The organism is Streptomyces sp. NBC_01477, assembly GCF_036227245.1.
Lineage (GTDB): Bacteria > Actinomycetota > Actinomycetes > Streptomycetales > Streptomycetaceae > Actinacidiphila.
The window spans coordinates 7695295-7721202 of record NZ_CP109445.1; the positions used below are offsets into that span (position 1 = coordinate 7695295).

General features: G+C 73.5%; 28 protein-coding genes. 13 read left to right on the top strand and 15 right to left on the bottom strand.

Annotation, left to right across the window (positions count from 1 at the left end; genetic code table 11):
- The first annotated feature begins 91 nt into the window (after positions 1-91).
- A complete protein-coding gene (locus OHA86_RS32750) occupies positions 92-709 on the top strand; it encodes a DJ-1/PfpI family protein (protein ID WP_329181196.1) in 618 nt (205 codons plus the stop codon).
- Here the strand turns inward: OHA86_RS32750 and OHA86_RS32755 are convergent.
- Positions 691-1233 carry an Lrp/AsnC family transcriptional regulator gene (locus OHA86_RS32755; RefSeq protein WP_329181198.1) on the bottom strand — a complete coding sequence of 181 codons (543 nt, stop codon included), beginning with the start codon at positions 1231-1233 and terminating at the stop codon, positions 691-693. The genes OHA86_RS32750 and OHA86_RS32755 overlap by 19 nt on opposite strands.
- A 235-nt stretch (positions 1234-1468) precedes the next feature.
- Here OHA86_RS32755 and OHA86_RS32760 point away from each other — a divergent pair, with 235 nt between their 5' ends.
- Positions 1469-2509: a lactonase family protein gene (locus tag OHA86_RS32760; protein WP_329181199.1), complete on the top strand. Its 1041-nt coding sequence runs from the start codon at positions 1469-1471 to the stop codon at positions 2507-2509.
- Positions 2510-2626: 117 nt separating this feature from the next.
- On the opposite strand, the gene OHA86_RS32765 is transcribed toward OHA86_RS32760, so the two are convergent.
- From OHA86_RS32765 to OHA86_RS32775, 3 genes are all read right to left on the bottom strand, one after another.
- Complete coding sequence (locus OHA86_RS32765) at positions 2627-3517, bottom strand: sirohydrochlorin chelatase (protein WP_329181200.1); 891 nt, start codon at positions 3515-3517, stop codon at positions 2627-2629.
- Between the two features lie 133 nt (positions 3518-3650).
- Positions 3651-4628 (bottom strand): N-acetylglucosamine kinase, encoded by a 978-nt coding sequence (locus OHA86_RS32770; protein ID WP_329181202.1) that lies wholly within the window; start codon positions 4626-4628, stop codon positions 3651-3653.
- Between the two features lie 4 nt (positions 4629-4632).
- Positions 4633-5484 (bottom strand): phospholipid scramblase-related protein, encoded by an 852-nt coding sequence (locus OHA86_RS32775; protein WP_329181204.1) that lies wholly within the window; start codon positions 5482-5484, stop codon positions 4633-4635.
- Positions 5485-5617: 133 nt separating this feature from the next.
- Here OHA86_RS32775 and OHA86_RS32780 point away from each other — a divergent pair, with 133 nt between their 5' ends.
- Positions 5618-6295: a uracil-DNA glycosylase gene (locus OHA86_RS32780; RefSeq protein WP_329181206.1), complete on the top strand. Its 678-nt coding sequence runs from the start codon at positions 5618-5620 to the stop codon at positions 6293-6295.
- A 214-nt stretch (positions 6296-6509) separates the two neighbouring features.
- On the opposite strand, the gene OHA86_RS32785 is transcribed toward OHA86_RS32780, so the two are convergent.
- The 4 genes from OHA86_RS32785 to OHA86_RS32800 all read right to left on the bottom strand — a co-directional run bounded on the left by OHA86_RS32785 (position 6510) and on the right by OHA86_RS32800 (position 9780).
- Positions 6510-7178, bottom strand: coding sequence for a TetR/AcrR family transcriptional regulator (locus tag OHA86_RS32785; RefSeq protein WP_329181208.1), 669 nt, complete (start codon positions 7176-7178; stop codon positions 6510-6512).
- A gap of 150 nt (positions 7179-7328) precedes the next feature.
- Positions 7329-8021, bottom strand: a complete 693-nt coding sequence (locus tag OHA86_RS32790; RefSeq protein ID WP_329181210.1) for an HAD family hydrolase — start codon at positions 8019-8021, stop codon at positions 7329-7331.
- Positions 8022-8110: 89 nt separating this feature from the next.
- A complete protein-coding gene (locus tag OHA86_RS32795; protein ID WP_329181212.1) occupies positions 8111-9052 on the bottom strand; it encodes a M56 family metallopeptidase in 942 nt (313 codons plus the stop codon).
- A gap of 188 nt (positions 9053-9240) precedes the next feature.
- The gene (locus OHA86_RS32800) at positions 9241-9780 is read right to left on the bottom strand and encodes a DUF5134 domain-containing protein (protein WP_329181214.1); all 540 of its coding nucleotides are present in this window, start codon (positions 9778-9780) and stop codon (positions 9241-9243) included.
- Between the two features lie 354 nt (positions 9781-10134).
- Between OHA86_RS32800 and OHA86_RS32805 the strand changes: the two genes are divergently transcribed.
- On the top strand, positions 10135-10668 hold the full coding sequence (locus OHA86_RS32805; RefSeq protein WP_329181216.1) for a GNAT family N-acetyltransferase: 534 nt from the start codon (positions 10135-10137) through the stop codon (positions 10666-10668).
- A gap of 18 nt (positions 10669-10686) precedes the next feature.
- On the opposite strand, the gene OHA86_RS32810 is transcribed toward OHA86_RS32805, so the two are convergent.
- The 4 genes from OHA86_RS32810 to OHA86_RS32825 all read right to left on the bottom strand — a co-directional run bounded on the left by OHA86_RS32810 (position 10687) and on the right by OHA86_RS32825 (position 14090).
- Positions 10687-11478 carry an amino acid ABC transporter ATP-binding protein gene (locus OHA86_RS32810; protein ID WP_329181218.1) on the bottom strand — a complete coding sequence of 264 codons (792 nt, stop codon included), beginning with the start codon at positions 11476-11478 and terminating at the stop codon, positions 10687-10689.
- The gene (locus tag OHA86_RS32815; protein WP_329181219.1) at positions 11475-12353 is read right to left on the bottom strand and encodes an amino acid ABC transporter permease; all 879 of its coding nucleotides are present in this window, start codon (positions 12351-12353) and stop codon (positions 11475-11477) included. The genes OHA86_RS32810 and OHA86_RS32815 overlap by 4 nt, the downstream gene beginning before the upstream one ends.
- Positions 12350-13270, bottom strand: a complete 921-nt coding sequence (locus OHA86_RS32820) for an ABC transporter substrate-binding protein (protein ID WP_329181221.1) — start codon at positions 13268-13270, stop codon at positions 12350-12352. Before OHA86_RS32820 ends, OHA86_RS32815 begins: the two co-directional genes overlap by 4 nt.
- 145 nt (positions 13271-13415) lie before the next feature.
- Positions 13416-14090 carry a glycerophosphodiester phosphodiesterase gene (locus tag OHA86_RS32825; RefSeq protein ID WP_329181222.1) on the bottom strand — a complete coding sequence of 225 codons (675 nt, stop codon included), beginning with the start codon at positions 14088-14090 and terminating at the stop codon, positions 13416-13418.
- Positions 14091-14314: 224 nt separating this feature from the next.
- Between OHA86_RS32825 and OHA86_RS32830 the strand changes: the two genes are divergently transcribed.
- From OHA86_RS32830 to OHA86_RS32845, 4 genes are all read left to right on the top strand, one after another.
- Entirely contained in the window at positions 14315-15712 is a 1398-nt protein-coding gene (locus tag OHA86_RS32830; RefSeq protein ID WP_329181224.1) for a DUF6421 family protein, read from the top strand.
- A gap of 23 nt (positions 15713-15735) precedes the next feature.
- Positions 15736-16494 (top strand): SDR family oxidoreductase, encoded by a 759-nt coding sequence (locus tag OHA86_RS32835; RefSeq protein WP_329181226.1) that lies wholly within the window; start codon positions 15736-15738, stop codon positions 16492-16494.
- Between the two features lie 41 nt (positions 16495-16535).
- A complete protein-coding gene (locus OHA86_RS32840) occupies positions 16536-17648 on the top strand; it encodes a threonine aldolase family protein (RefSeq protein WP_329182642.1) in 1113 nt (370 codons plus the stop codon).
- Between the two features lie 83 nt (positions 17649-17731).
- On the top strand, positions 17732-18337 hold the full coding sequence (locus OHA86_RS32845; RefSeq protein ID WP_329181228.1) for a transglutaminase-like domain-containing protein: 606 nt from the start codon (positions 17732-17734) through the stop codon (positions 18335-18337).
- 9 nt (positions 18338-18346) lie between these two features.
- On the opposite strand, the gene OHA86_RS32850 is transcribed toward OHA86_RS32845, so the two are convergent.
- Both OHA86_RS32850 and OHA86_RS32855 read right to left on the bottom strand, forming a co-directional pair.
- A complete protein-coding gene (locus tag OHA86_RS32850; RefSeq protein WP_329181229.1) occupies positions 18347-19090 on the bottom strand; it encodes a lysophospholipid acyltransferase family protein in 744 nt (247 codons plus the stop codon).
- Between the two features lie 195 nt (positions 19091-19285).
- Positions 19286-19693, bottom strand: a complete 408-nt coding sequence (locus OHA86_RS32855; RefSeq protein ID WP_329181231.1) for a DUF4395 domain-containing protein — start codon at positions 19691-19693, stop codon at positions 19286-19288.
- A gap of 141 nt (positions 19694-19834) precedes the next feature.
- Between OHA86_RS32855 and OHA86_RS32860 the strand changes: the two genes are divergently transcribed.
- From OHA86_RS32860 to OHA86_RS32875, 4 genes are all read left to right on the top strand, one after another.
- Positions 19835-20248, top strand: coding sequence for a thioredoxin family protein (locus tag OHA86_RS32860; protein WP_329181232.1), 414 nt, complete (start codon positions 19835-19837; stop codon positions 20246-20248).
- A 249-nt stretch (positions 20249-20497) separates the two neighbouring features.
- The gene (locus OHA86_RS32865; protein ID WP_329181234.1) at positions 20498-21283 is read left to right on the top strand and encodes an electron transfer flavoprotein subunit beta/FixA family protein; all 786 of its coding nucleotides are present in this window, start codon (positions 20498-20500) and stop codon (positions 21281-21283) included.
- A 90-nt stretch (positions 21284-21373) separates the two neighbouring features.
- Complete coding sequence (locus OHA86_RS32870; protein ID WP_329181236.1) at positions 21374-22336, top strand: electron transfer flavoprotein subunit alpha/FixB family protein; 963 nt, start codon at positions 21374-21376, stop codon at positions 22334-22336.
- Between the two features lie 139 nt (positions 22337-22475).
- Positions 22476-23738, top strand: coding sequence for a DUF6986 family protein (locus OHA86_RS32875; protein WP_329181238.1), 1263 nt, complete (start codon positions 22476-22478; stop codon positions 23736-23738).
- Between the two features lie 31 nt (positions 23739-23769).
- Here the strand turns inward: OHA86_RS32875 and OHA86_RS32880 are convergent, their stop codons facing one another.
- Positions 23770-24759, bottom strand: a complete 990-nt coding sequence (locus OHA86_RS32880; protein WP_329182643.1) for a LacI family DNA-binding transcriptional regulator — start codon at positions 24757-24759, stop codon at positions 23770-23772.
- Between the two features lie 153 nt (positions 24760-24912).
- Between OHA86_RS32880 and OHA86_RS32885 the strand changes: the two genes are divergently transcribed.
- Entirely contained in the window at positions 24913-25881 is a 969-nt protein-coding gene (locus tag OHA86_RS32885) for an ROK family protein (protein ID WP_329181240.1), read from the top strand.
- Positions 25882-25908: the final 27 nt, after the last annotated feature.

A 25908-nucleotide genomic window follows, 5' to 3' on the forward strand; every position in this document is an offset into this window, starting at 1 on the left:
CGTCGCCCCGCGGAAAAGTCCCGGGCGCCCGTCCGGGCTGCCCGCACCCCGTTCCCGGCCAGGGCTCCCCCCGGCCAGAGAGGCCATCGCCATGCGCATCGTCTTTCCGCTCTTCGACGGCGTCACCGCGCTCGACGTCGTCGGCCCCTACGAGGTCCTGCGGATGCTCCCGGACGCCGATGTCGTCCTCGCCGCCGCCGCGCCGGGACCGGTCACCGACGGGGCCGGACTGCTCGGCCTGACCGCCACCGCCGCCTTCGGCGACGTCACCGATGCCGACGTCCTGGTCGTCCCCGGCGGCCCTGGCGCCCGCGCGAACACCGGGAACGAGGCCCTGCTCGGCTGGATCCGGCGGATCGACGCCACCACCGCCCGGACCACGTCGGTGTGCACCGGCTCGCTGCTGCTGGGCGCCGCAGGGCTGCTCAAGGACCTCCTGGCGACCACCCACTGGAGCGCCACCGCCCTCCTGGAGTCCTACGGCGCCACGTACACCCCGCGGCGCGTCGTGGAGCAGGGCAGGATCATCACCGCCGCCGGGGTGTCGTCAGGAATCGACATGGCGCTGCGGCTCGTCGAGCTGATCGCCGGCCCGGTCGCGGCCCAGGCCTTCCAGCTGGCCATCGAGTACGACCCGCAGCCGCCGTTCGACGCCGGCTCGTACGCCAAGGCGCCGCAGGCCGCGAAGGACTACCTGGCGTCGCGCTGACCGCCGTCCGCCGGGTCGGCGCCGGGGCCGGGCTCCGGATCGGGTTCGGGCTCGGGGTCCGGGGTCAGCGACTCGACCAGCGGCAGGACCCGGTGCGGCACGCGTTCGCTCAGCGCTATCTCGGTGCGGATGCGGACCACACCGGTCAGCCGGCCGAGCCGCTGGATGATCCCCTCCAGATGCGCGTTGTCCCGTGCGACGACCCGGGTCAGCAGGTCACCGCCGCTGCCGGTGATCGAGAACGCCTCGACGATCTCGGGCACACCGGCGAGCGCGTCGGCCACGTCGTCCAGGTGGCCCCTGGCGACCTCGATCCGTACGAAGGCCAGGACCGGATGGCCCAGTGCCGCGGGGGACACCCGGGGGCCGGCCATGACGATCACCCCGTCGCGTTCCAGCCGTTCCAGCCGGGCCTGCAGGGTGCCGCGGGCGACGCCCAGGATGCGGGCGTACTCGCGGACGCTCGTACGCGGCCGGTCGAGCAGCAGCCGCAGTATTCGGGCGTCCAGGGCGTCGAAGGGCATGGGCCCGCGGTCTCCTTGTCGTCGGGATGTCATGATCACCGTACTGATGGCCCGGAGCAGACCGACTACTTTGAGCCATCACCGCAGCGAGCGGCCCCCCGCACCGCCCAACGGCCCCGGAAGGCGGCCGGTCCGGCGGGCCACTGGCGGCTCCGGGCGGCCCCGGGGGCGACGTACCGGACGTCAGGTACTACTCTCAGCCGCCGTACAGACATCAGGCGGAAGAGGTACGGCAGTGGCCGGGCACGTTTACATCGGGTCGTTCACTTCGGCGGGCGGGCGCGGGCTCACCACGGCCGCCGTAGACCCGGACACGGGGGCGCTGACAGCGCTCGGGGACACCGCCGATGTGCCCAACCCGTCCTTCCTCACCGCGTCCCCCGACGGCAGGACGCTCTACACCGTCAGCGAGACCGAACCCGAGGGCGCCGCCGCCGCCTTCTCGCTCGCCGACCCGGCCGCCCCGAAACTGCTCGGTGCCCCGGTGGCCGTGCGCGGCGGGTCCCCCACGCACCTGACCGTCCACCAGGGCCACCTGCTGACGGCCAACTACGCGGAGCCCGGCAGCGTCAGCGTGCTCGCGATCGAGGACGACGGCAGCCTCGGCGGGCTGCGCTCGGTGCTGGAGCACGAGGGCGACGGGCCGAACCAGGAACGCCAGCACGGGCCGCACGCGCACGCGGTGCTGTCCGACCCGACCGGGCGCTGGGCGGTCAGCGTGGACCTGGGCACCGACTCGGTCAGGGTCTGCGAACTCGACCCGGCCGGCGGGGAGCTGGAGATCGAGCGGGAGCTGGGCCTGCGCTCCGGCATCGGCCCGCGCCATCTGACCTTCCACCCGGCCGGCGGCCACGCCTATGTGATGAACGAGCTGGACTCCGTCGTCACCGCCTGCAGCTGGGACCCCGCGCGCGGCAGCCTGCGCCCGCTAGCCGAGACCAGGGTGCTGCCGGACGGCACCGAAGGCGAGAACTACCCCTCGGAGCTGGTCATCTCGCACGACGGCCGGTTCGCGTGGGCGGCCAACCGCGGCCACAACAGCATCGCGGTGCTCGGCCTGGACGAGACCGGCGAGCGCCTGGAGCTGCTGGACACCGTTGGCTGCGGCGGCGACTGGCCGCGGCACCTGACCCTCGACCCGTCCGGCACCCGGCTGTACGCGGCCAACGAGCGCTCAGGCGACGTCACCTGGTTCGACGTCGACCCGGGCACCGGCATCCCCAAGCAGGCCGGTTCGCTCGACGTGCCGGCCGCGTCCTGCGTGCTCTTCGTCTGACACCTGCCGGACATCCGGCATTCGGCCGACATCCGCGGGCGGCACAGACTGCGACGGGCGGCGCCTTGTGAAGGGTGCCGCCCGCGCCGCGCCGTCCCGTGCCCGCCGGACCGCCGTTCAGTGGATCGGCGCGCCCTGCGGCTGCTGCATCGCGAGGCCGAGCGCGGCCGCGTACTGCGTGACCACCAGCTTGCCGACCGCCGGGTAGGGGCCGAGCGCGTCGGCGCCCGAGCAGCCCGCCTCGGCCGCCGCGGTGTGCAGCAGCTGCGGGGCGATCTCCGGGCCGATCAGGCAGGGCGCGAGCGCCAGCGTGCCGGACCCGGAGGAACGCAGCTGGTCCGCGGCCCGCGCGATGGCGCCGTCCTCGTCCAGCGCCGCCGCGAGCACCGGCACCGCGAGCCTGGCGGCCAGCAGCAGCCCGGTCACCCCCGCGGCCTGCGCCGCCTCCTCGCCGCCCACCGTGGCCAGAATGATGCCGTCGGCCGCCGTCGCGACCGTGAACAGCCGGGCCCGGTCGGCGCGGGCCAGGCCCGCCTCCGACAGGCGGACGTGCAGCGCCTCGGCGAGCAGCGGGTGCGGCCCCAGCACCTCGGTCAGCTCGACCTGGGCCTTGCTGTCGGCGACGGCCTGCCGGATCCGGCGCAGCACCGACGCCTCGGGGCCGGCCAGCAGCGGGACCACCACCGCGGTGGTGTCCTCACCCGTGCGCTCCGCCGCGACCTGGTCGAGCACGCTGCGCAGCGACGGGAATTCGCCGTCGTGGTCGCCCTCGCCGTCCACGAAGCCGATCCGCGGGTCGAGCCCCGACAGCTCGGAGCGGGCGATGCTGACGACCTCCTCGGCCAGGCTCAGCACCGCGGCGGACGGAGTGCCGGGAACGGCGAGGACAAGCACCGGCGCGCCCTCGGGCGCGGCCAGCGCCTCCGGTCGGCGGTGGCGTCCGGTCTGGCGCGGGCGCGGCATGCGAACGGGAAGGCCGGAGGCGGGGCTGCCTGTGGTAGTGCTCATGGCGACGCATGCTAACGCCTTGCGGCGTCCTGATGTTCAGCCGGGTACGAGACAGGTCAGACCTGTCCAGAACTGTCCGTTTCCCCGGTCACGTGCGGTCACACCGCCATCATCGTATGCGTCTGAGCAGCGGCTATCGTCGTACGACGTGCAGCATCGCACCGTCGCAGGGCAGTGTCAGCGCGTCATCGCCCAGCGCCCGCGCGATCAGCAGGGCGCCGTCCAGCGGATCGCCCGCCGCAGGCACCAGGACCGCGTCGGGCAGCAGCCACCCGGCCTGGTCGCGCAGCGGCCCGAGCAGCGGCTCGCCCATCCTGAACAGCCCGCCGGTCAGACCCACCTCGATCACGCCGGACTTCTCCGGCCGGGCGGCGGCGGCCGACTCCAGGATGTGTTCCGCCGCCCGGCGCAGGATCTCCGAGGCCACCGGGTCCAGCGCCGCACAGCGCGCCACGTCGGGCGCGAAGGACGCCAGGACGGCGGGCCGGTCGGTGCGCGGGTAGAGCTGCCCCGGCATGGACCCTGCCGGGCCGAACCGGTCCTGCGCGCAGGCCAGCAGCGCGGCCGAGCCGCCCGCCCGGCCGTCGTAGGCGCGCATCGCCGCGTCCAGGCCGGCCCGGCCGATCCAGGCGCCGCCGCCCGCGTCGCCCAGCAGATGGCCCCAGCCGTCGGCGCGCCGCCAGCTGTCGCCTGCGGTGCCCAGCGCGATCAGGCCGGTGCCCGCCGCGACCACGACACCCGGGCGCAGCCCCAGGGCGCCCGCGTAGGCGGTGACGGCGTCACCTGCCAGCGCCAGCGCCCGCACCCCGAAGGCGTCCTCCAGCGCCGCGGGCAGCGCCGCGCGCAGGTCGTCACCGAGCGTCGCCATGCCGGCCGCGCCGACGCAGGCCGCGGCGATCGACCCGCCGGCCGCCTCGCGCAGCAGGCCGGCCGCGTGCGGCAGCACCCGTTCCAGCAGGCTCGCCGCGTCGATGCCGCGCTCGCCGGTCGCCACCGGGCGGTCGTCGGTGACCGCGTCCGGACCCCCGGACCCGTCGGCACGGGTGAGGGCCACGCGTACCCCTGAGCCGCCCGAGTCGACGCCGAGCACCCAGTCCTTCACGCCCGGCACGCGGTCAGCCGAGCCCGCGGGAGTCCTGCTTGAGGGCGGTGTCCACGGTCAGCGCGGAGGCCACGACCATGCTCAGCAGCGGATCGGCGAGCTGCCGGTGGATCTGCAGCACGTAGTTGTCCGCCGTGGTGAACATCGTCTTGGCCAGGCCCTCCCAGGTCTTGGTGATCCGGGCGATCTCGGTGTCGGTGTGGTCGACGATGGCGAAATTCCAGGCGCGCCAGTTCTCCGCCTTGATCGCGCCGATCTGCTGGCCGTTGTACATGAAGCCGAATTTGATCTTGCCGAAAGCGTTCTGCTGGACGATCTCGCCGAGCGGCTCACCGTTCGCCCGGTGCACCAGCACCTTGGACTTGATGAACTTCGCCGGCCGGGTCAGCACCAGGTGCGGCTGCCCCTGGGCATCCCTGACCTCCAGCTTGTGGGTCAGGAACTGGTCGACGCTGGAGACGAAGCGCAGCACCTTCTTCGCGGTGCTCTGCCCGACCTCGACGACCGACCCCAGGGTGCGGCCCTGCTGGTCGAAGACGCTGTACTCGTTGACCAGCTCGATCAGCTTGGCCTTCTGGTTCACCACCAGGACCGGCTCGGTGAACAGCGTGCCGCCGCCGTACGCCGTCGGTGAGACGCCCGCCTGGTGCTGCACCTGCTGCTGCACCTTCGACGGGTCCGGGGTGCGGCTGACATTGAGCTCCCAGGCGCTGCCGCCCCCGTCCTGGCCCTTCTGCTGCTGGTGGGGCACCTGACCGGGGTTGGTGTGCTCGGTCCACTGGGTGCCGTCCCAGTAGCGGAGCAGGTTCGGAGTGCCTTGCGGGTCCGCGTACCAGCCCGCCGGCGTATTCGAATGCGTGGTCACCCGGGCAGCGTACCGTCAAGGGCCGGTCAAGGAAGGTCCTGTTTCGCTCGGTCCCCGCGGGTGTCCGGCGCCGTCCGGCGGGCGCTCCCGCGCGGTCGTGGACCGGCTTCGTGGGCCAGTAGAGTGATCCGCCGTGGCAGCAAGAGAGTTGAGCGAACTTGTCGAGCCCGGATGGGCGGAGGCACTGCGTCCGGTGGCCGGGCGGATCGCGGCGATGGGCGACTTCCTGCGGGCGGAGATCGCGGCCGGCCGCACCTATCTGCCGGCCGGTGCGCATGTGCTCCGCGCGTTCCAGCAGCCCTTCGACGAGGTGCGGGTGCTGATCGTGGGGCAGGATCCGTATCCGACCCCGGGAATGGCCATCGGGCTCAGTTTCGCGGTCGCGCCCGAGGTGCGTCAGCTGCCGGGCAGCCTGGAGAACATCTTCCGCGAGCTGGGTACGGACCTCGGCCTGCCGCGGCCGTCCAACGGTGACCTCACTCCGTGGACCCGGCAGGGTGTGCTGCTGCTGAACCGGGCGCTGACCACCGCCCCGCGCAAGCCCGCCGCGCACCGCGGCAAGGGCTGGGAAGAGGTCACCGAGCAGGCGATCCGCGCGCTGGCCGCCCGGGGCAAGCCGCTGGTGTCGGTGCTGTGGGGGCGCGACGCCCGCAATCTGCGCCCCTCCCTCGAGGGCTACCCGGCGATCGAGTCGGCGCACCCGTCGCCGATGTCGGCGGACCGCGGCTTCTTCGGGTCGCGTCCGTTCAGCCGCGCCAACGACCTGCTGATCCGCCAGGGCGCCCAGCCGGTGGACTGGCGCCTCCCTTAGCGCCTGTCGTCCGGGGCGCCGGCAGCCGCCTGTGCGACCGCCGCGGCCGGTGTCGTCGTGCCGGCCGCGATTCCGCCGCGGTGGGCGGGGCCGGCCGCCTTCGTCCTCGCCGCGATGCTGCGCGGGTGACACACTGTCAGCGGTGCGTCGGTGTGACCGACATCACACAGTCCGCACCCCGCCGCCGGCGAACGGCCGCACCATATGCGTCGCCTCAGCTCAGCGGCGTCGGCGCGGTACGCGCCACCGGGGGGCGGCGGCCTCCGGCCGCGGGGTCGTAGTCCTCGGCGCCCGGCGGCGGCGCGCCCGACTCCCAGGCCAGGCCGTAGCGGTGGAACAGCTCGGCACGCAGCCGGTGCACCGGCATCGGCGCCCCCGGCAGCAGCATGGCCACCGACGCGCCCATCAGCAGTGCCCGCAGCAGCCGGTACTCCTCCTCGGGGTCGGCCGCGCCCCAGCCGGCCACCGTGTCGCGCAGCAGCTGTGCGAGCCGCTGCTGCTCGGGGCACTGGATGAAGCCCTCCTCCTGGAGGATCGAGGCCATGTGGGTGCGCATCAGCATGGTGTGACCCGTGCTCATGCCGAGCATCGCGTCGATGGCCCTGGCCAGCCGCTCCTGCCCGTCGTCGGTCCGCGGTTCGCGCTCCAGGGCGGCGGCCAGCTCGCCGGCCATCAGCCGGTGCACGGCCGACTGCAGCAGCGCCCGCTTCCCGGAGAAGTAGTACGACACCAGGCCCCTGGCCGACCCGGCGCGCTGCGTGATGTCGGCCAGCGTGGTGGCCTCGTAACCGCGCTCCTCGATCAGCTCGACCGTGGCTTGCAGCAGCCGTTCCCGGGAACGCCTGCGCATCGCTTCATTGACCGAAGCGCTCCGAGGGGACATGCTTTACTCCTGCGTTGACTGGCTCCGGGCCAATATACTCAGCGCACCCCGCCGGGCCAGTGGCCCGTACGGGTAACGGGGGCGGGCGCGGGTCCCGGCGACGCGGGGGATCGCCGGGACCCGCGTCCGCCGTATTCCGGCGGGCGCCGGTCACACCAGCAGGTCGAGCACACCGCGCAGCCCGTCCGGCCTGCGGTCGGCGGGCAGATGGTCCACGAAGTGCACCGGGCAGCCCAGCACGGCGGCGCCGCCGTCGGCCCTGCGGTCGTCGCCCACCATCACCGTCTCCCGCGGTGACAGCCCCAGGGTCTCGCAGGCCGCGAGGAAGATCGCCGGATCGGGCTTCTGCCGGCCGACTTCGAAGCTCAGCACAAAGGTGTCGACCAGGTGGCCGAGCCCGTGCGCGGCGAAGACGGGCCGCGGGTCCCAGCCGATGTTGCTGACCACCGCCACCCGCACCCCTCGCGCCCGCAGCTCCGCCAGCACCTCGGCGGCGTCCGGGTACGGCTGCCAGGCCGCCGGGGCCATGTGCCGGTCGTAGAGCAGGTCGTGGACGTCCCAGGGCAGGCCGATGGCGCGCGACCGCGCCGTGTACGCCCGCCGGTGCAGCTCCGCGCTGAGGTCGCGCCGCGCCCAGTCGGGGTCAGCGGTTTCCGGCTGCCACGCGGTGGGCGTCCCGCCGGGCTGGGCGCCCGACCGCTCCAACTGCGCGGCCCAGTGGGCGATCTCGTCGTCGGGCGCGTCGATGCCCGCCGCCTCCAGGGTCCCGCGCAGCCAGTTCCCGCAGGGCTCGATGCGGAAGACGGTGCCGGAGAAGTCGAACATGCAGCCTGTGGCCTTCATCGCCTCGCCTGTTCACGTCGGGAACCGGCCCGCCGGTCACGGCCTGCGGGCCGGGTGGGGTGTCCTGCGTACGACCGGCGTCGGCCGGATCACCAGGTCAGTGCGCCCAGGCCGGGGCCGAAGGCGATCAGCAGCGGCACCGCGGGCACCAGCAGCGCGCAGGCACTCATCCGCACCCGGCGGGCCAGCGGCAGCCGGGGCGCCGGGTCGAGCAGCCGGTGCACCCGGCCGGGGAGCGCGGCCAGCGGGGTGGGCGCGGGGCCGAACACACCGCGCTCCTCGTTGAGTTCGACCAGCGCCAGGGCGGTGGTGAGCCGGCCGAAGCGGCGCGAGGCGGTGTCGTCCGCGGCCAGTTCGACCAGGTGGTGCACCTGGTCGCGGAAGGCGGCGAAGATCGGCACCTGCGGGAAGCCGCCGGCCAGCGCCCCCGAGCAGTGCAGCAGCACGTCGTGCCTGGCCCGCATGTGCCCCTGCTCGTGCGCGAGCACCGCGTCGAGCTGGCGGCCCTTGAGGCGCCCGAGCGCCGCGGTGGTGATCACCAGCTGCGGTTCCGCCCCCGACAGCCACCAGGCGTCGGACCTCGGGTCCTCCAGTACGACCAGGCGCTCGCCCGCGGGCACCTCCTCGCCCGGCAGCCGCGGCGAGCGCACCCGCAGCTCGGCCCGGCGCCGGCGGCGCCTGCCGCGGGCGCCGCGCACCTCGCGGGTGAGCATCGCCGCCGTCCACAGGCCGCCCAGCGCGAGCATGACCGCCAGCGCGCCCGCGCCCCGGCCGTAGTCGGACAGCCCGTACGCGTCGACCACGCCGTGCGGCGCGAAGGCGAACACATGGCCGCGTACCGCCGCCCACGCGGCCGAGGCGGTGAGTGCCAGCGACGACAGGCAGCACAGCAGCACGGCGGCGACCACGCATTGCCAGACCCACAGGGCCAGCACCGGTTCGCGTTCCGGCCAGTCGGCACGGGACAGCAGTCGCGGCGCCATCGCCGCCGTCAGTGCGCCCAGGATCAGCAGCACGAACGGGACCGTCATGACGATCACCCTAGGAGCGCGCGATGAGCGGCGGGGGCAGCCCGCACCCGATGTGACGCATCACTCACAGGAAGCCGTCGGCCACCGGCGCCGCAAAGGCCGCGGAGCGGCAGCCGCCGCCGGGGCGCACGCGGTACGGCGGTGCCGCGATCCGCCGTACCGCCGCCGCCACGGGTGCGGCGGCCCGGTCACAGCGCCAGCAGCATCGCGAACATCGCCAGCGCCATCGCCACCCGGCACGCCGCCGCCACCTCGGGGGCGTGCCGCACCCGTATCGCGCCGCCCGGCGCCATGTGCGGCGGCGCTGCCGGCATCGCCAGCCGTGGGCCCGCGCGCAGCACATAGCCGGCGAAGTACGCCAGCAGCAGCCCGGTCAGCAGCGGGGTGCCCGCGCTGGTGTGTTCCGCGTGGCCGGTGTGCGCGGAGCCCGCGCCCGCCATAGCCGCCGACATGTAGACCATCGCCCCGGCGCACAAGGAGTGGTGCATCCGGTGGGACGCCCGGCGCAGGGACGGGCGCAGGGCGTGCACCGCGACGGCGGCGAAGACGGCGGCCAGCATCACGGCGCTCCAGCGCGGCGGGTCGAAGACCGACAGCGGGACGGCCATCACCGCCATCCCCGCCCCCAGCAGCGCCTCGTCCCGCCCTTCGCGGCGCAGCACGCACGAGACCGCCGCGGCGGCGCTGAGCGCCACGAGCAGCCAGGCCACCAACGGCGGTCCGTGCATCGCCCCTCCCCCCTCGGGCTCGCGGGCCACCCCGTGCGCGGCGGCGGCCCGTCAGGACTCTGCCCGGTGGCGGCGGCGCGCACCCAAGCGCACAGAGGTGGACGGGGGAGCGAATTGCCCCCGCACGCGCCGCCCCCGCACGACCGCCTCCCCGGGGCCGACCCGCGAGCACCCGTCCGCCGGGCGCCGCCGGACCGCCCCGGCCGCCGGGAGGGCCGTGCGCCGGACACCACGGGCCGCCCCGGCCGCCGCTCCCGGCTCGGCGCCGCCGTCCGCCCGGCCGCAGGTGGGGCTGCCCGCGGCGGGTCCGGCGTGCCCCGCGGCAGCGGGTGCGGCTCGGTTAGCCTGTGCGGCATGGACACCGCCGCCGCGCCCGGGTTCCGGCCCGCCACCGCACAAGACGTTCCCGCGCTCGTCGCGCTGATCGAGTCCGCCTACCGCGGCGACGCCAGCCGCGCCGGATGGACGACGGAGGCGGACATCCTCCAGGGGCGGCGCACCGATCCCGAAGGTGTGCTCGCGGTCATAGAGAAGGCCGACAGCAGGCTCGTCGCGGTGGAGAGCGACGGCGAGCTGGTGGCCTGCTGCCAGCTGGAGCACCGCGGCGACCACGCGTACTTCGGGATGTTCGCGGTGCGCCCGACGCTCCAGGGCGCGGGGCTCGGCAAGGCCATCATCGCGGAGGCGGAACGCTTCGCCCGCGACGAGTGGGGCGTCGCCGAGATGCACATGACGGTGATCTCGGTCCGCGAGGACCTCATCGCCTGGTACGAGCGGCGCGGCTACGCCAGGACCGGGCAGACCAGCGCCTTCCCGTACGGCGACGAGCGGTTCGGGCTGCCGACCCGCGACGACCTGGAATTCGAGCTGCTGACCAAGAAGCTCTGAGGGCCCCTCCCCGCAGGGCTACAGCCGTCCCGCCGCCGTGATCCGGCGCAGGAAGTCCCGGGTGCGCGGCTCGCGGGGCGCGCCGAAGACCTCGGCCGCGGTGCCCCGCTCCAGCACCACCCCGCCGTCGAGGAAGCACACCTGATCGGCGACCTCGCGTGCGAAGGCCATCTCATGGGTGGCGATCACCATGGTCATGCCCTGCTCCTTGAGGTCGCGGACCACGGCCAGGACCTCGCCGACCAGTTCCGGGTCGAGCGCGGCAGTGACCTCGTCCAGGAGCAGCAGCCGCGGCCTGGTGGCGACCGCCCGCAGGATCGCCACCCGCTGCTGCTGGCCGCCGCTGAGCCGGTCCGGGTACTCCCCGGCCCGGTCGGCGAGGCCCAGCCTGCCCAGCAGCTCTCGCGCACGCTCCTCCGCCTCGGCCCGCGGCACCTTGTGCACCCGGCGCGGTGCGAGGGCGATGTTGTCCAGCACGGTCATGTGCGGGAAGAGGTTGTAGGACTGGAAGACCACGCCGATCCTGCGGCGTACCGCGTCCTGGTCCGCGCGCGGGTCGGTGATGTCCTCGCCGTCCAGCAGGATCGCGCCGTCGTCGACCTCCTCCAGCAGGTTCACGCAGCGCAGGAGGGTCGACTTGCCGGAGCCCGAGGCGCCGATGAGCGCGGTCACGGTGTGCGCGGGCACCTCCAGGGTGAGGTCCCGCAGCACCACGGAGCCGCCGTAGGTCTTGCGCACCGACTCCAGCGACAGCACCGGCGTGCCGGTCAGCGCGGGCACGGCGTCCTTCCCCAGCGGGTCGGTGCTCATACGACGCCTCCCTGCGACTGGCGCCGGTTCATCCGGGCGGTCACCCAGTCGGTGAGCCGCGTCATGGGGATGGTGAGCGCCACGAAGATCACTCCGGCGACGACGTAGGGCGTGTAGTTGAAGGACCGGGACGCGACGATCTGGGCCGCCGCGACCGCGTCCACCGCGCCGCCGATGGACACCAGGCCGGTGTCCTTCTGCAGCGACACCAGGTCGTTGAGCAGCGGCGGCACGACCCGGCGCACGGCCTGCGGCAGCACCACGTACCGCATGGTCTGGGCGCTGCTCAGGCCGAGCGAGCGGGCCGCGGCGCGCTGGCTGGGGTGCACCGTCTCGATGCCGGCCCTGAACACCTCGGCCACATAGGCGGTGTAGGTCAGGCACAAGGCGAAGCCGCCCAGCAGGACCGGGTCGTTGGTGACCCCGCTCAGCCGCAGCGCGGGCACTCCGAAGACGACGGCGAGCAGGCAGATGATCAGCGGCAGCCCCCGGAAGAAGTCCACGTAGGCCGTGGCAAGGGCGCGCAGCGGAAAGAAGACCGGTCCGCGAAGGGTGCGGACCACGGCCACCAGCAGCCCGGCGACCAGGACGACCGCGCCGCACACCACCATCAGCTGGACGTTCAGCCACAGGCCGTGCAGCACGTCGGGCAGCGACTTCTTCGCGTAGTGCCAGTTGAAGAAGGTCTCCCGGGTGCGCGACCAGCCCGGTGAATTCACCACCAGCGCGACCAGTACCGCCGCCGTCGCGAGGGTGCTGCCCGCCGCCACCAGGCCGGCCCTGCGGGTCCTGGCGCGCCGGTAGCGCTCCCGTTCGATCCGCCGGGCGGACGGCCGGTAGAGGTCCGGCGGGGCCGGGTCGTCCCGGACCGTCACGACAGCAGCGGGGCGTTGACGGCGTCGGAGAGCCACTGCTTCTCCAGCGCGGCGAGCGTGCCGTCGGTGCGCAGCGCGGTGACGGCCTTCGAGACGCACGCGGTGAGCCGGCTGCCCTTGTCGAGCACCAGCCCGAACTGCTCGGGCGCGCCGCCGGCCGCGGCGAACTGCCCCACGACCTTGGCGTCCTGGACCTCGGCGCCGGTGATGTAGAAGGCGGTGGGCAGGTCCACCACGATCCCGTCCACCTGGCCGTTCTTCAGCGCCGCGACGGCCAGGTCGTTGCGCTGGAAGGCGGCGGGCTGCTTCGAGGGCTTGACCACATCCGTGATCGTGTCCAGGCTCGTGGTGCCGATCTGGGCGCCCAGCTTGGCGTTCTTGAGGTCGGCGATCGAGTGCGCGCCGGCGATCCTCGAGCCCTTGCGGGCGACGACCGCCTGCCGCACATCGTAGTAGCCGGGCGAGAAGTCGACGGTCTTCTTGCGGTCGGCGTTGATCGAGACCTGGTTGATGTCGAAGTCGAAGTCCTTGGCGCCCGGGGCGAAGGCGGAGTTGAACGGCACGGTCTTCCAGGTCACCTGGCCGGCCGCATAGCCGAGCTGCTTGGCGACGGCGTACGCGACCGCCGACTCGTAACCCTTGCCGTTGGAGGGCTTGTTGTCCGAGAACCACGGATCGTACGCCGGGTTGTCGGTGCCGATGGTGAGCGTGCCGCCGGAGTGGGTGGGCAGCGCGCCCGACGGGCACGCCTCGGCGGTGGTGGCGGACGCCGAGCTGCCGGCGGCGGGCGACGACGGCGAGTCGGACGACGTCGAGTCGTCCTGCGGAGAGCAGCCGGCGAGCGCGAGGACGAGTGCGAGCGGGGCGGCGGCCGCGAGGGCGGCGCGCTTCCGGGCCAGTCGGATCACGGGACGCATGGCGGGACCTTGGCATCCCGCGCGGCAACTGTCCACGTGATTGAGGTCGATGTCCGGATGGCGGACGTTTGTGTCCGCAGTATTGCGCGCGCCGTCCGTACGCCCCGCCCGGTCCGCGTGGCGTGCGCCGGGCGTGGCGTACGCCCTACGGCTGCTCGGCGGGCGCGGTCGGCAGGTCGGTCGCGGCGCCGTCCAGCCGCAACGCCCGGGCCAGCGCCCAGTCCTGCGCGGTGTTCACCGTCCAGGCCATGACCGCGATCCCCGCGGCCTGGCAGCGGCGTACGACGTCCAGGCTCAGGTGGGTGAGGTCCAGGCTGACCAGCCGGGCGCCGACCGCCTGGGCGCGGGTCACGATCTCCGGGCCGAGCCTGCTGGCCACCAGCACGGTGCGGACGTCGGGCAGCAGCGCGTGGATCTCGGCGAGCGCCTCGTCGTGGAAGGACAGCACGCTGACCCGCTCGGTCTCGCCGCGCTCGCGGAGCGCGTCGGCCAGCGCGCGGGCCGCCGCGGCGTCCTTGATCTCGGCCTGGATCGGGCAACTCACCGCGTCGAGCACCTCCTCGAAGACCGGCACCCGCTCGCCGAGCCCGGCGTCCAGGGTGCGGATCTCGGCGAGCGTGAGGTCGCGGATCGCCCCGCTGCCGTCCGTGGTGCGGTCCACGTCGGCGTCGTGCATCACCACCAGTGCGCCGTCCTTGCTCAGATGGAGGTCCAGCTCGATCTGGTCCAGGCCGGCCTGCTCGGCGCGGCGGAAGGAGCGCAGGGTGTTCTCCGGCTCGACGCCCATGACGCCGCGGTGACCGACGGTGAGGAAGCTCATACCGGCACCATAAGCCGTGCGGGCGACACCAGGCCGAACGCGCCCTGACGGCCCGGCGCCGCCGGGCGGACAGAGGAATCCGTCGCCCCGTACCGGGGCAACGGCCGCAAGAACGGCCGCCGAGAGGCGATTCGGCAGGACGATCCGCTTCGACCGCCCTTGTAGCGGGAACAATGTCGTGGATACGGTAGGGCCACGACATTTTTTTCTGTAAAGGAGCGGTCATGGGTGAAGTTCTTTCGTCGGCGACGGCTCACACCGGCCGGCCGGCCGGTGACGACGTCGCCGGGCACCCCGCGTGGGCGGCGCTCAAGCAGGCGGTCGAGGCCATCAGGCCCTGGCAGCTCAAGGACGGCTCCATCGACTTCGACGCCGAGGGCGCGCCCACGCGCGAGGACGCGGCGCGCGCGGTGGAGCGGGTCGTGGACGCGGTCGGGCAGCTGACCGCGCTGCTCCCGCACGACGCCGCCTATCACCGCGCCCTGGCCGCCGACCTGCGCCGCTGGGCCGCCGACGGCTTCGCCGTCCCCGATTTCCTGGACTCGCTGCTGGCCTTCCAGCCGTCCGCCGACCGCCGCGACGGCCGCCGCCATGTGGTCGTCTTCCCGATGTACACCCAGAACGGCAACCCGGACCGCAACCTGGAAGCCGTCGCCCTGCAGGTGATGTGGCCGGACTGGCTCGCCGAACTGGAGCGCACCAGGTACGACAACCCGCAGTTCGTACCGATCACCTTCGAGGACTTCACCCCCGGCTACGACACCAATTCCGCGGTGCTCTTCCCCGAGACCGTCGCCGTGCGCACGCCCCCGGAGCGCTGGACCTGGGGCGCGATCTTCTGCGACCGCGAGGCGGCCCGCTTCCGGGCGGTGACCGCCGCCGCGGTGGACACCCTCGGCCTGGAGCTGCCGCCGGAGGCCGCGCGCCTGGTGGCCGACCAGGAGCTGGCCCAGCAGACGTACGTGCTCTGGGACATGATCCACGACCGCACGCACAGCCACGGCGACCTGCCGTTCGACCCGTTCATGATCAAGCAGCGGGCGCCGTTCTGGATGTACGGCCTCGAAGAGCTGCGCTGCGACCTCACGACCTTCCGCGAGGCCGTCACGCTCCAGGCCGAGGGCCACCCCATGGGGCTCGGCGTGCAGTACGCCATCCTCTTCGACCGGCTCTTCCGCTTCCCGGTCACCGGGGAGCGGGTCCGCAACTACGACGGACTCGGCGGTCAGCTGCTCTTCGCGTACCTGCACAAGCACGACGCCGTACGCTGGACGGACAACACCCTGCATATCGACTGGGAGCGCGCACCGCAGGTCACCAACCAGCTCTGTGCCGACATCGAGACGCTGTACAGGGACGGCATAGACCGCCCCAAGCTCGTGCACTGGTTCGCCGCGTACGACCTGGTCGCGAGCTATCTCTCACCGCATCCCGGCTCGGTCTGGGCCAAGGGGCCGGACGCCCTGGACCTGACGCTGCCCCCGCGCAAGCTCGTGGACGACGTGCTGGCGGACGAATTTCCGCTCAGCATGTTCTACGAAGCCCTTGCCAAGAAGCTCCGTGAAGTGATCGCCTCCACCAAGGGGATCACGGGCGAAAGCCCGGTACGGAGCGCCGCGTGACCGGTGCGGCCGAGGAGGCGGACATGACGACCGACACGTATTCCGGCGGTCTTGACGGAGCGGTGATCGCGGTGGCAGGTGCCGGCGGACCCGCCGGCCGCGCCGTACTGCAGCGGCTGGCCCGCGAGGGCGGCCATGTGATCGCGGCGGACGCCGACCCCGAACGGCTGGCGGAGGCCGTCGACGCGGCGCGCTACGACGCGGGCGGCGCCGACATCACCGGGGAGATCGTCGACCTGCTCGATCTGGAGGCCACCCAGGACTGGGCCGGCCGGATCGAGAAGGACCACGGCCGGGTCGACGGCCTGGTCCACCTGGTCGGCGGGTGGCGCGGCTCCGCGTCCTTCCCCGAGACCGAGCTGGCCGACTGGGACGTCCTGCACAAGCTGCTGATCCGGACGGTGCAGCACACCTCGCTGGCCTTCCACGACGGCCTGATGCGCAGCCCCGGCGGCCGCTACGTGCTGATCAGCGCTGCCGGCGCGAGCAGGCCCACCGCGGGGAACGCCGCCTATGCCGCGGCGAAGGCCGCGTCCGAGGCCTGGACGCTCGCGCTCGGCGACTCCTTCCGCAAGCTCAGCGGCGACGCCGGGCCCACCGCGGCGGCCACCGTACTGGTGATCAAGGCGCTGGTGCACGATGGGATGCGGGCCGAGCGCCCGCAGTCCACCTTCGCCGGTTTCACCGATGTACGCGATCTCGCCGACGCGATCGCCGACGTCTGGAACCGCACCGCCGACGACGTGAACGGGACCCGCCAGTGGCTGACGCCCCAACCGTGACCGCCCCAACCGTGACCGACCCGACCGTGACCGCTCCGGCGGTGGCCGACCCGGCCGACCCGACCGACCGCGCGCGGTCGCAAGCCGCGCCGACCGACGCCGTACGGCGGCACGACCCGGGCGTGCGCGGCTTCGCCAGCGACAACTACGCCGGAGTCCACCCCGAGGTCCTGGCCGCCCTGGCGCTGGCCAACGGCGGCCACCAGGTCGCCTACGGCGGGGACGACTACACCGCCCATCTCCAGGAGATCTTCCGGTCGCACTTCGGCCCCGCCGCCGAGGTCTTCCCGGTCTTCAACGGCACCGGCGCCAACGTGACCGCGCTCCAGGCCGTCACCGAGCGCTGGGGCGCGGTGATCTGCGCCGAGTCCGCGCACATCCACGTGGACGAGTGCGGCGCGCCCGAGCGTGTCGGCGGGCTGAAACTGCTGACCGTCCCCACCCCCGACGGCAAGCTCACCCCCGAGCTGATCGACCGGCAGGCGTACGGCTTCGACGACGAGCACCGGGCGCAGCCGCAGGTCGTCGCGATCACCCAGACCACCGAGCTGGGCACCTGCTACACGCCCGAGGAGATCAAGGCGGTCTGCGACCACGCCCACCAGCTGGGTATGGCGGTGTATCTGGACGGCGCGCGGCTGGCCAATGCCGCGGCGAGCCTCGGAGTGCCGCCGGCCCGCTTCACCACCGACGCGGGCGTGGACATCTTGTCCTTCGGCGGCACCAAGAACGGCCTGCTGCTCGGCGAGTGCGTCGTGGTGCTCAACCCGCAGCGGGTCCGCTCGCTGACGTACTTGCGCAAGCTGTCGATGCAGCTGGCGTCCAAGATGCGCTTCGTGTCGGTGCAGTTCGAGGCGCTGCTGGCCGGCGACCTGTGGCTGCGCAGCGCCCAGCACGCCAACGCGATGGCCCGCAGGCTGGACGCGGCGGTGCGCGGCATCGACGGGGTGCGGGTGCTGCGGCCCGTGCAGTCCAACGCGGTCTTCGCTGTCCTGCCGCGCCAGGTCAGCGAGCGGCTGCAGAAGCGCTACCGCTTCTACTTCTGGGACGAGTCGACCGGCGAGGTGCGCTGGATGTGCGCCTTCGACACGACGGAGGAGGACGTGGACGGCTTCGCCGCGGCCATAGCCGAGGAGATGGCGTCCGGCGGATGAGGCGGCGCGTGTGCGCGCTGAATATGTATACGTGACGCAGCAAATTGATTGATCAGAGGTCAGTGGATCTCTAGGGTCGGTCCATGGAACCGATCCCGGAGACCGCTGACCTCTCCGCATATCTCGCCGCCGACGACGTCATCGACCACCACGACTCGCTGGTGCGGGAAACCGCCGCGCTCCTGGCCGAGGACACCGGCAGCCCGCATGAATATGCGGAGGTGGCCTTCGAATACGTCCGCGACGCCATCCCGCACTCCTTCGACTCCGGCGATCCGCGGGTCAGCTGGCGGGCGTCCGACGTGCTGGAGCAGCGCAACGGCATCTGCTACGCCAAGTCGCACGCCCTGGCCGCGCTGCTGCGGGCCCGCGGCATACCCGCCGGGCTCTGTTACCAGCGGCTGACCGAGGACGACGGCTCACAGCCGGTTCTGCACGGCCTGATCGCCCTGCGGCTGCCCGGCGCCGGCCGCTGGAGCCGGCTGGACGCCAGGGGCAACCGGCCGGGCGTGGACGCCCGCTTCTCGCTGACGACCGAGCGACTGGCCTTCCCGGTGCGCCCGGAGCTGGGGGAGCGCGACCACCCGCTGGTCTACGCGGCCCCGCCGGCGGCCGTGGTGGCCTGCCTGCGGGCGGCGCGGAGCAGCACCGGCATCGTGCTGCCCGCCGACCTGCCGGACCGGTCCTAGGCGGCGGTCCTAATCGGCCGCCTGCTGCGCGCGGTCCCGCTCCGCCGCCACCTCGGGTGTCGGGGCGGTGCCGCCCAGGTGCGACGGCAGCCACCAGCGGTCGTCGGGGCCCGAGGGGCGGCCGGGGTACGTCCGCTGGGCGTCCTCCAGCAGCTCCTGGACCCGCAGCCGGAGCCGCCGGGTGAGCGCGCCGGGCTTCTCGTCGTCGTGCGGGCGCATCTGCTCGCCGATCCGCATCGAGATCGGGAGCCTGGTCCTGCCGAGATTGCGCGGCCGGCCCTTGGTCCACAGCCGCTGGGTGCCCCACAGCGCCATCGGCAGCAGCGGCACCCCCGCCTCCATCGCCAGCCGGGCGGCGCCCGACTTGAACGACTTCAAGGTGAAGGACTGCGAGATGGTCGCCTCGGGGAAGACCCCGATGATCTCGCCCCTGCGCAGCGCCTCCAGCGCGTGCGCGTACGCGTGCATGCCCTCGGAACGGTCCACGGGGATGTGCTTCATGGCGCGCATCAGCGGCCCCGACACCTTGTGCCGGAAAACCGACTCCTTGGCCATGAACCGCACCAGGCGCTTGGCGGGCAGCGTCGTCAGGCCGCAGAAGACGAAGTCCAGATAGCCGATGTGATTGCTCACCAGCAGGGCGCCGCCCTCACGCGGTACGTTCTCGGTGCCCCGGATGTCGAACCGCAGGCCCTGCACCTTGAACATGGTGCGGGCGAAACCGATCACCGGTGGGTAGACGAGTTCGGCCATGTCAGGGCACCTGCTCTCTCCGGGGCGGCGCTCCCGGCGGAAGTTACGCGCCCGTAGGTTGTCCGGCCGCTGAGCGATGGTGCCCCGGCAGCGGGTCCGCTGTCACCCCGGGCGGTCCCGACCCGGGGAGATTCTTCTCACGTCACGCCATTGGCACCGCCATGCCGCCTCCGCGTCGGCGGCCGGTCGCCCCGCTCAGGTGAGCGTACGCCTCAGGGCCAGGTACATCTCGCACCCGAGGCAATAGGCGAAGGCGGCGTTCAGAAAGGCGGCGGCGAGGGCGCAGCCGGTGGCCGCCATGCCCAGCCACTGCGGGCCCGCCAGATAGCCCACCACCCCGACAACGGCGAAGGCCAGCCCCACGGCCTGCGCGAAGCGCGGCGGCGCCGCGTCCTCGGTGGCGGGCGGCGGGCCGATCCTGGGGCGTATCAGGGTGCGGAAGACCCAGCCGTACGGCGACCGCTGCACACCGGCCGCCGCGCCCACGGCGAACAGCGCCGCCTGGACCGCGAGCAGCACGCCGCTGCCGGTGATCAGGACCGCCGCGAGCACCGCGGTGGTGAGGGCCGCGCCGAACCGGGGGCCGCGTACGTCGATGTCCATGACCGGAATGATGACCGACCCGCGGGCGGCTGCGCCCGCGGGAATCATTGCGGTCGTATAAACGCTGACGTGCGGGAATACGGCGCGGTTCGCGCGCGGGTGGACAATGCGGCGCAGTGGCGGCGGCGGAGGAGGACGGCGATGACGGGCCTGGTGGTGTGCCTTGCCGTGCTCGCGGCGGCGAGTGCCTTCGGTGTCCTGCACCGGCGCAGGGACGGGAGGATCCGGGTGGGTGCCAAGGACGGCGACGAGCGGCTGACGGCGGCGGACCTCGGCGGGCCGCTGGGCGAGCGGGCCACCCTGGTGCAGTTCTCCAGCGCCTTCTGCGCGCCCTGCCGGGCCACCCGGCGGGTGCTGGCCGAGGTCGCCGCCCTGGTCGAGGGGGTGCGCCATGTGGAGATCGACGCCGAGGCGCAGCTCGACCTCGTCCGGCGGCTGCACATCCTCAGGACGCCCACCGTGCTGGTGCTCGACGCGGACGGCGCGGTGGTCCGCAGGGCGTCGGGACAGCCCCGGAAGGCCGACGTGATCGCCGCACTGGGCGCCGCTGTCTGACGGCGCGGTTCGGCGCCTCGGCGGGCGGGGTAGGGCAGCTCACAGCGGACGAACCTTGCGAAGCGGCGGCACTGTCTGTGTACTGGCGAGTAATATATCTGCCGGGGTACTCGCCGCGACGTGAGTTGCGTCCCGGCGGGGGCCCGCAGCCGCAGGCGCCTATGCTGCCAATTCCGGGGCACTTGCCAGGGCGCTGCCGGGGCAGTTGACGAAGACGTGCAGGACGATGCAGTAGGTAGGAGAGCAGGCGTGAGCTTGAGGATCGTAGTCGCTGTGAAGTACGTGCCCGACGCCACCGGCGACCGTCACTTCGCCGATGACCTGACCACCGACCGCGACGCGGTCGACGGCCTGCTGTCGGAGCTGGACGAATACGCCGTCGAGCAGGCGCTGCAGATCGCCGGCGCCGCCGACGACGCCGAGATCACCGTACTGACGGTCGGCCCCGAGGACGCCAAGGACGCGCTGCGCAAGGCGCTGTCCATGGGCGCGGACAAGGCCGTGCACGTCGAGGACGACGCGCTGCACGGCACCGACGTCATCGGGACGTCGCTGGTGCTCGCCAAGGCCATCGAGCACGTCGGCTACGACCTGGTCGTCACCGGCATGGCGTCCACCGACGGCACGGCGGGTGTGGTGCCCGCGCTGATCGCGGAGCGCCTGGGCATCCCGCAGGTCACACTGCTGTCCGAGGTCGCGGTGACCGACGGCAAGGTGACCGGGCGCCGCGACGGCGACGCGGCCAGCGAGCAGCTGGAGGCGTCGCTGCCCGCGCTGGTGTCGGTCACCGACCAGTCCGGCGAGGCCCGCTACCCGTCCTTCAAGGGCATCATGGCCGCCAAGAAGAAGCCCGTGGAGGCCCTGGACCTGTCGGACCTGGGCATCGACGCGTCCGACGTGGGCCTCGGCGGCGCCTGGACCGCCGTGCAGGACGCCACCCAGCGCCCGCCGCGTACCGCGGGCACGATCGTCAAGGACGAGGGCGAAGGCGGCAAGCAGCTCGCGGCCTACCTCGCGGAGCAGAAGTTCATCTGATGAACGGCCCCGCCCGGCGCCCCGCGCCAGGGCGTGGCAGCGACCGCAGGCCCGCCCCCGCCCCTCACTTTCCGCAGGAGAACGATTCCCATGGCTGAAGTCCTCGTCCTTGTCGACCACGTGGACGGTGCCGTCCGCAAGCCGACCCTCGAACTGCTGACCCTGGCCCGCCGGATCGGCGACCCGGTCGCCGTCCACCTCGGCCCCGGCGCCGAGGCCGCCGCCACGGTGCTCGCCGAGCACGGTGCGGTCAGGGTGCTCGCCGCCGACGCGCCCGAATTCACCGACTACCTGGTCGTGCCCAAGGTGGACGCGCTGCAGGCCGCGGCCGCCGCCGTGTCGCCGGCCGCCGTCCTGGTGGCGTCCTCCGCCGAGGGCAAGGAGATCGCGGCCCGCCTCGCGCTGCGGCTCGACTCCGGCATCATCACCGACGCCACCGACCTGGTGGCGGGCGACGACGGGCCGGTCGCGACCCAGTCGGTCTTCGCCGCCGCCTTCACCACCAGGTCCCGGGTCAGCCGCGGTGTACCGGTGATCACCGTCAAGCCGAACTCCGCACCGGTCGAGACCGCCCCTGCGGCCGGCACCGTCGAACCGCTGGCGGTCACCTTCGGCGAGCTGGCCACCGGCACGAAGATTGTCGCCCGCACCCCGCGCCAGTCGACCGGGCGTCCTGACCTGACCGAGGCCGCGATCGTGGTCTCCGGCGGGCGCGGCGTCAACGGCGCCGAGAACTTCTCGGTCATCGAGGCGCTCGCCGACTCGCTCGGCGCGGCCGTCGGCGCCTCGCGCGCCGCGGTGGACGCCGGCTGGTACCCGCACGCCAACCAGGTCGGCCAGACCGGCAAGTCGGTCTCGCCGCAGCTCTACATCGCCAACGGCATCTCCGGTGCGATCCAGCACCGGGCCGGCATGCAGACCTCCAAGACGATCGTGGCGGTCAACAAGGACGCCGAGGCCCCGATCTTCGACCTGGTCGACTACGGCGTGGTCGGCGACCTCTTCCAGGTCGTCCCGCAGCTGACCGAGGAGGTCAAGGCCCGCAAGGGCTGAACCGCCGCCGCAGGACCGCGTTCCGGCCCCCGTACGCCCCGCGTACGGGGGCCGCGGCGTGCGCCCTTCGGGTGTTGACCCGGCCGAACGCCGCGGCTAGCGTCGCTTCAACGGTTTGTTGAATTCGGGAGGGTGGTCCATGCCGCAGCCGGCCGGTACGACACTTGCGGACGCGTACGTCGCGGAGATCGGCGCGTCGCTGGCCGCCACCGACGCCGAACTGGCCCTGCGCTACCCCGGCGACCCCGGCACCCGGCAGCCGGTGCACACCGTCTATGTGCCCGCCGACGCCTTCACCGCGGGGACCGTGCGGCAATGGGGCGACCGGGCGCTGGCGGCGCTGGACGAGCACGCGCCGGACGCCGCGGCGCTGGCCGGCGTGCTTGGGCTGCCCGACGGCCTCGCCGCCGACGTCCACGACCGGGTGCGGGACAAACTGCGCCGCGAGCCGGTGGAGGACCTGCGGATCGACTTCGAGGACGGCTACGGCGCCCGGTCCGACGCCGAGGAGGACGCCGCCGCGCTGGCGGTGGCGCACACCGTGACCGCGATGACCGAGGACGGCAGCGCCCCGCCCTGGATCGGCATCCGCATGAAGTGCATGGAGGCGGCCGTACGGGACCGCGGCATCCGTACCCTCGACCTCTTCCTCACCGCGCTGCTCGACGGCGGCGAGCTGCCGGAAGGGCTGGCGCTCACGCTGCCCAAAGTGACCTTTCCCGCCCAGGTGGCCGCCATGGCCGCGCTGTGCGGGCAGTTCGAACGGGCCGCGGGGCTGCCCGCGGGCCGGATCGGCTTCGAGATCCAGATCGAGACCACCCAGTCCATCCTGGGCCCCGACGGCGCCGCCACCGTGCCCCGGCTCATCGATGCGGCGGCGGGCCGCGCCACCGCCCTGCACTACGGCACCTTCGACTACAGCGCCGCCTGCGGGATCAGCGCCGCCCACCAGGCCCCCGACCACCCGGCCGCCGACCACGCCAAGGCCGTGATGCAGGTCGCCGCCGCAGGCACCGGCGTACGGCTCTCCGACGGCTCCACCAATGTGCTGCCGGTCGGCCCGACCGAATCGGTGCACGCCGCCTGGCGCCTGCACTACGGGCTCGTGCGCCGCTCGCTGGCCCGCGGCTACTACCAGGGCTGGGACATGCACCCGGCGCAGCTGCCGACCCGTTATGCGGCCGTCTACGCCTTCTGCCGGGAGGGCCTGGACACGGCCGCCGCGCGGCTGGCCGGCTACGTGGCCAAAACCGCGGGCGCGGTGCTCGACGAGCCCGCGACGGCCCGCGCGCTCAGCGGTTATCTGCTGCGCGGCCTGGACTGCGGCGCCGTGGACCCGGCGGAGGTCAGCGGGCGCACCGGGCTGGCCCGCGGCGAACTCGACGCGCTGGCCGGCCGGTAGCGGTACGCCCGCGGGGGGCGGCCCCGGCGTGTCAGGAGGCCGGCGGGATCTCGCCGGAGCCGCGCGGGATCAGCCGGGCCGGCAGTTCGATGCGGCTGGGCTCCTCCGAGGTGACGCCGTCCAGCCGGCGGAAGAGCAGCTGCGCGGCGTTGCGGCCGAGGCCGGGGGCGTCCTGGGCCACGACGGTGACCGGCGGGTCGAGCAGGTCGGCGAGTTCAAAGTCGTCGAAGCCGACCAGCGCGACCGGCTGCGGGCGTCCCGACAGCACGCGTACCGCCGTGACGGTCACCCGGTTGTTGCCGGCGAAGAGCGCGGTGACCGGCGCGGGCCCGGTGAGCATGGTGGCCAGCGCCGCCCTGACCCGGTCGGGCGTGGTCGGGCCCATCGCGTACCAGTCGGGGCGTACCGGCAGCCCGGCGTCGGCCATCGCCTCGCGGTAGCCGCGCAGCCGCTCGGCGGCGGTGTGGATGCCGGGCTGGTCGCCGATGAAGCCGATCCTGCGGTGGCCGTGCGCGATCAGGTGGGCGACCCCGGTGCGGGTGCCGCCCGCGTTGTCGGTGAGGACGACGTCCGCGTCGATCCGGCCGGCCGGGCGGTCCACGAACACCGTGGCCACACCCGCGTCGATCTCCGGGGTGAGATAGCGGTGGTCGTCGCCGGCGGGCACCACGACCAGGCCGTCGACCCGGCGGGCGCAGAAGGCCAGCACCAGTTCCTGCTCGCGGCGCGGATTCTCGGTACTCGAACCGGTGAACAGCAGCGCGCCGTGCGCGCGGGCCACATCCTCCACCGCGCGGCTGAGCGACCCGTAGAAGGGGTCGGCGAGGTCTTCGAGCACCAGTCCGACGCTCGCGGTCCTGCGGGTGCGCAGCAGGCGGGCGCTGTCATTGCGCCGGAAGCCGAGGGCGTCGATGGCGGACTGCACGCGGGCCACAGTGTCGGGCGTGACGCCCGGTTCCTCGTTCACCACCCGGGAGACCGTCTTGAGTCCGACGCCCGCCCTGGCGGCGACATCCTTCATGGTGGGCCGGGGGACACGTCCAGGAGTATGGGTCACGGTCGTAGTATTCCCTGCGGCAAGAGATGGACAACGTTGTCACGATCAGGCGAGACTACCTCTGGGACCGCCGTCGCGGAACCCGGGCGACACAACGATGAAGGAGACCCCCGAACGATGCACCCCCACGGCGCGACCGGTCCACTCGTGGCCGCACTGGACATCGGCGGTACGAAGATCGCCGGGGCGCTCATCGACACCGAGGGCCGCCCCGTGGCGCGGGCACTGCGGCCGACGCCGGCGGGGCGGGACGGCGAGACGGTGATGCGGGCCGTCGCCGAGGTCGTCGCGGAATTGCGCGCGGCCCCGCAATGGTCCGCGGCGGTCGCCGTGGGCATCGGCAGCGCGGGCCCGGTGGACGCCCTGCACGGCACCGTCAGCCCGGTCAACGTGCCCGGGTGGCGCGACTTCCCGCTGGTGCCGCGGGTCGGCGAGGCGGCCGGCGGCCTGCCCGTCGTGCTCACCGGCGACGGCGTCGCGATGACCGCGGCCGAGCACTGGCAGGGCGCGGCCCGCGGCTACGACAACGCGCTGTGCATGGTGGTGTCCACGGGTGTCGGCGGCGGGCTCGTGCTCGGCGGGGCGCTGCTGCCCGGGCCGACCGGCAACGCCGGGCACATCGGCCACATCAGCGTCGACCTCGACGGCGACCCGTGCCCGTGCGGCTCCCGCGGCTGCGTCGAACGCATCGCCAGCGGCCCCAACATCGCCCGCCGCGCCCTGGAGTCCGGCTGGCTGCCGCCGGCCGGCACCGAGCCCACCGCGGCGGCCGTCGCCGAGTCCGCGCGGGCCGGCAATCCGCTCGCGACCGCCTCCTTCGACCGCGCCGCGCAGGCTCTCGCGGCCGGTATCGCCGCGACCGCGACCCTGGTCGAGATCAATGTCGCGGTCATCGGCGGCGGCGTCGCGGGCGCGGGCCCGGTGCTCTTCGACCCGCTGCGCGACCACCTGACCCGTTACGCCACGCTCTCCTTCGCCGCCGGCGTGGACGTGGTACCGGCCAAACTCGGCACGGACGCGGGCCTGGTGGGCGCGGCAGCGGCGGCGGCCCAGGGCCTCGGCCTGGCCGGCTTCGTGGCCGGCTGACGGCGCGGGCTCGGGACCGGGGGGCCG

Excerpts from the sequence above, each read along its gene's own strand:
- OHA86_RS32870 (WP_329181236.1), top strand. The coding sequence starts at position 21,374 with ATGGCTGAAGTCCTCGTCCTTGTCGACCACGTGGACGGTGCCGTCCGC.
- OHA86_RS32885 (WP_329181240.1), top strand. The coding sequence starts at position 24,913 with ATGCACCCCCACGGCGCGACCGGTCCACTCGTGGCCGCACTGGACATC.
- OHA86_RS32755 (WP_329181198.1), bottom strand. The coding sequence starts at position 1,233 with ATGCCCTTCGACGCCCTGGACGCCCGAATACTGCGGCTGCTGCTCGAC.
- OHA86_RS32855 (WP_329181231.1), bottom strand. The coding sequence starts at position 19,693 with ATGGACATCGACGTACGCGGCCCCCGGTTCGGCGCGGCCCTCACCACC.
- OHA86_RS32820 (WP_329181221.1), bottom strand. The coding sequence starts at position 13,270 with ATGCGTCCCGTGATCCGACTGGCCCGGAAGCGCGCCGCCCTCGCGGCC.
- OHA86_RS32850 (WP_329181229.1), bottom strand. The coding sequence starts at position 19,090 with ATGGCCGAACTCGTCTACCCACCGGTGATCGGTTTCGCCCGCACCATG.
- OHA86_RS32805 (WP_329181216.1), top strand. The coding sequence starts at position 10,135 with ATGGACACCGCCGCCGCGCCCGGGTTCCGGCCCGCCACCGCACAAGAC.
- OHA86_RS32835 (WP_329181226.1), top strand. The coding sequence starts at position 15,736 with ATGACGACCGACACGTATTCCGGCGGTCTTGACGGAGCGGTGATCGCG.
- OHA86_RS32875 (WP_329181238.1), top strand. The coding sequence starts at position 22,476 with ATGCCGCAGCCGGCCGGTACGACACTTGCGGACGCGTACGTCGCGGAG.
- OHA86_RS32825 (WP_329181222.1), bottom strand. The coding sequence starts at position 14,090 with ATGAGCTTCCTCACCGTCGGTCACCGCGGCGTCATGGGCGTCGAGCCG.
- OHA86_RS32800 (WP_329181214.1), bottom strand. The coding sequence starts at position 9,780 with ATGCACGGACCGCCGTTGGTGGCCTGGCTGCTCGTGGCGCTCAGCGCC.
- OHA86_RS32750 (WP_329181196.1), top strand. The coding sequence starts at position 92 with ATGCGCATCGTCTTTCCGCTCTTCGACGGCGTCACCGCGCTCGACGTC.
- OHA86_RS32795 (WP_329181212.1), bottom strand. The coding sequence starts at position 9,052 with ATGACGGTCCCGTTCGTGCTGCTGATCCTGGGCGCACTGACGGCGGCG.
- OHA86_RS32830 (WP_329181224.1), top strand. The coding sequence starts at position 14,315 with ATGGGTGAAGTTCTTTCGTCGGCGACGGCTCACACCGGCCGGCCGGCC.
- OHA86_RS32860 (WP_329181232.1), top strand. The coding sequence starts at position 19,835 with ATGACGGGCCTGGTGGTGTGCCTTGCCGTGCTCGCGGCGGCGAGTGCC.
- OHA86_RS32880 (WP_329182643.1), bottom strand. The coding sequence starts at position 24,759 with ATGAAGGATGTCGCCGCCAGGGCGGGCGTCGGACTCAAGACGGTCTCC.
- OHA86_RS32785 (WP_329181208.1), bottom strand. The coding sequence starts at position 7,178 with ATGTCCCCTCGGAGCGCTTCGGTCAATGAAGCGATGCGCAGGCGTTCC.
- OHA86_RS32810 (WP_329181218.1), bottom strand. The coding sequence starts at position 11,478 with ATGAGCACCGACCCGCTGGGGAAGGACGCCGTGCCCGCGCTGACCGGC.
- OHA86_RS32790 (WP_329181210.1), bottom strand. The coding sequence starts at position 8,021 with ATGAAGGCCACAGGCTGCATGTTCGACTTCTCCGGCACCGTCTTCCGC.
- OHA86_RS32765 (WP_329181200.1), bottom strand. The coding sequence starts at position 3,517 with ATGAGCACTACCACAGGCAGCCCCGCCTCCGGCCTTCCCGTTCGCATG.
- OHA86_RS32845 (WP_329181228.1), top strand. The coding sequence starts at position 17,732 with ATGGAACCGATCCCGGAGACCGCTGACCTCTCCGCATATCTCGCCGCC.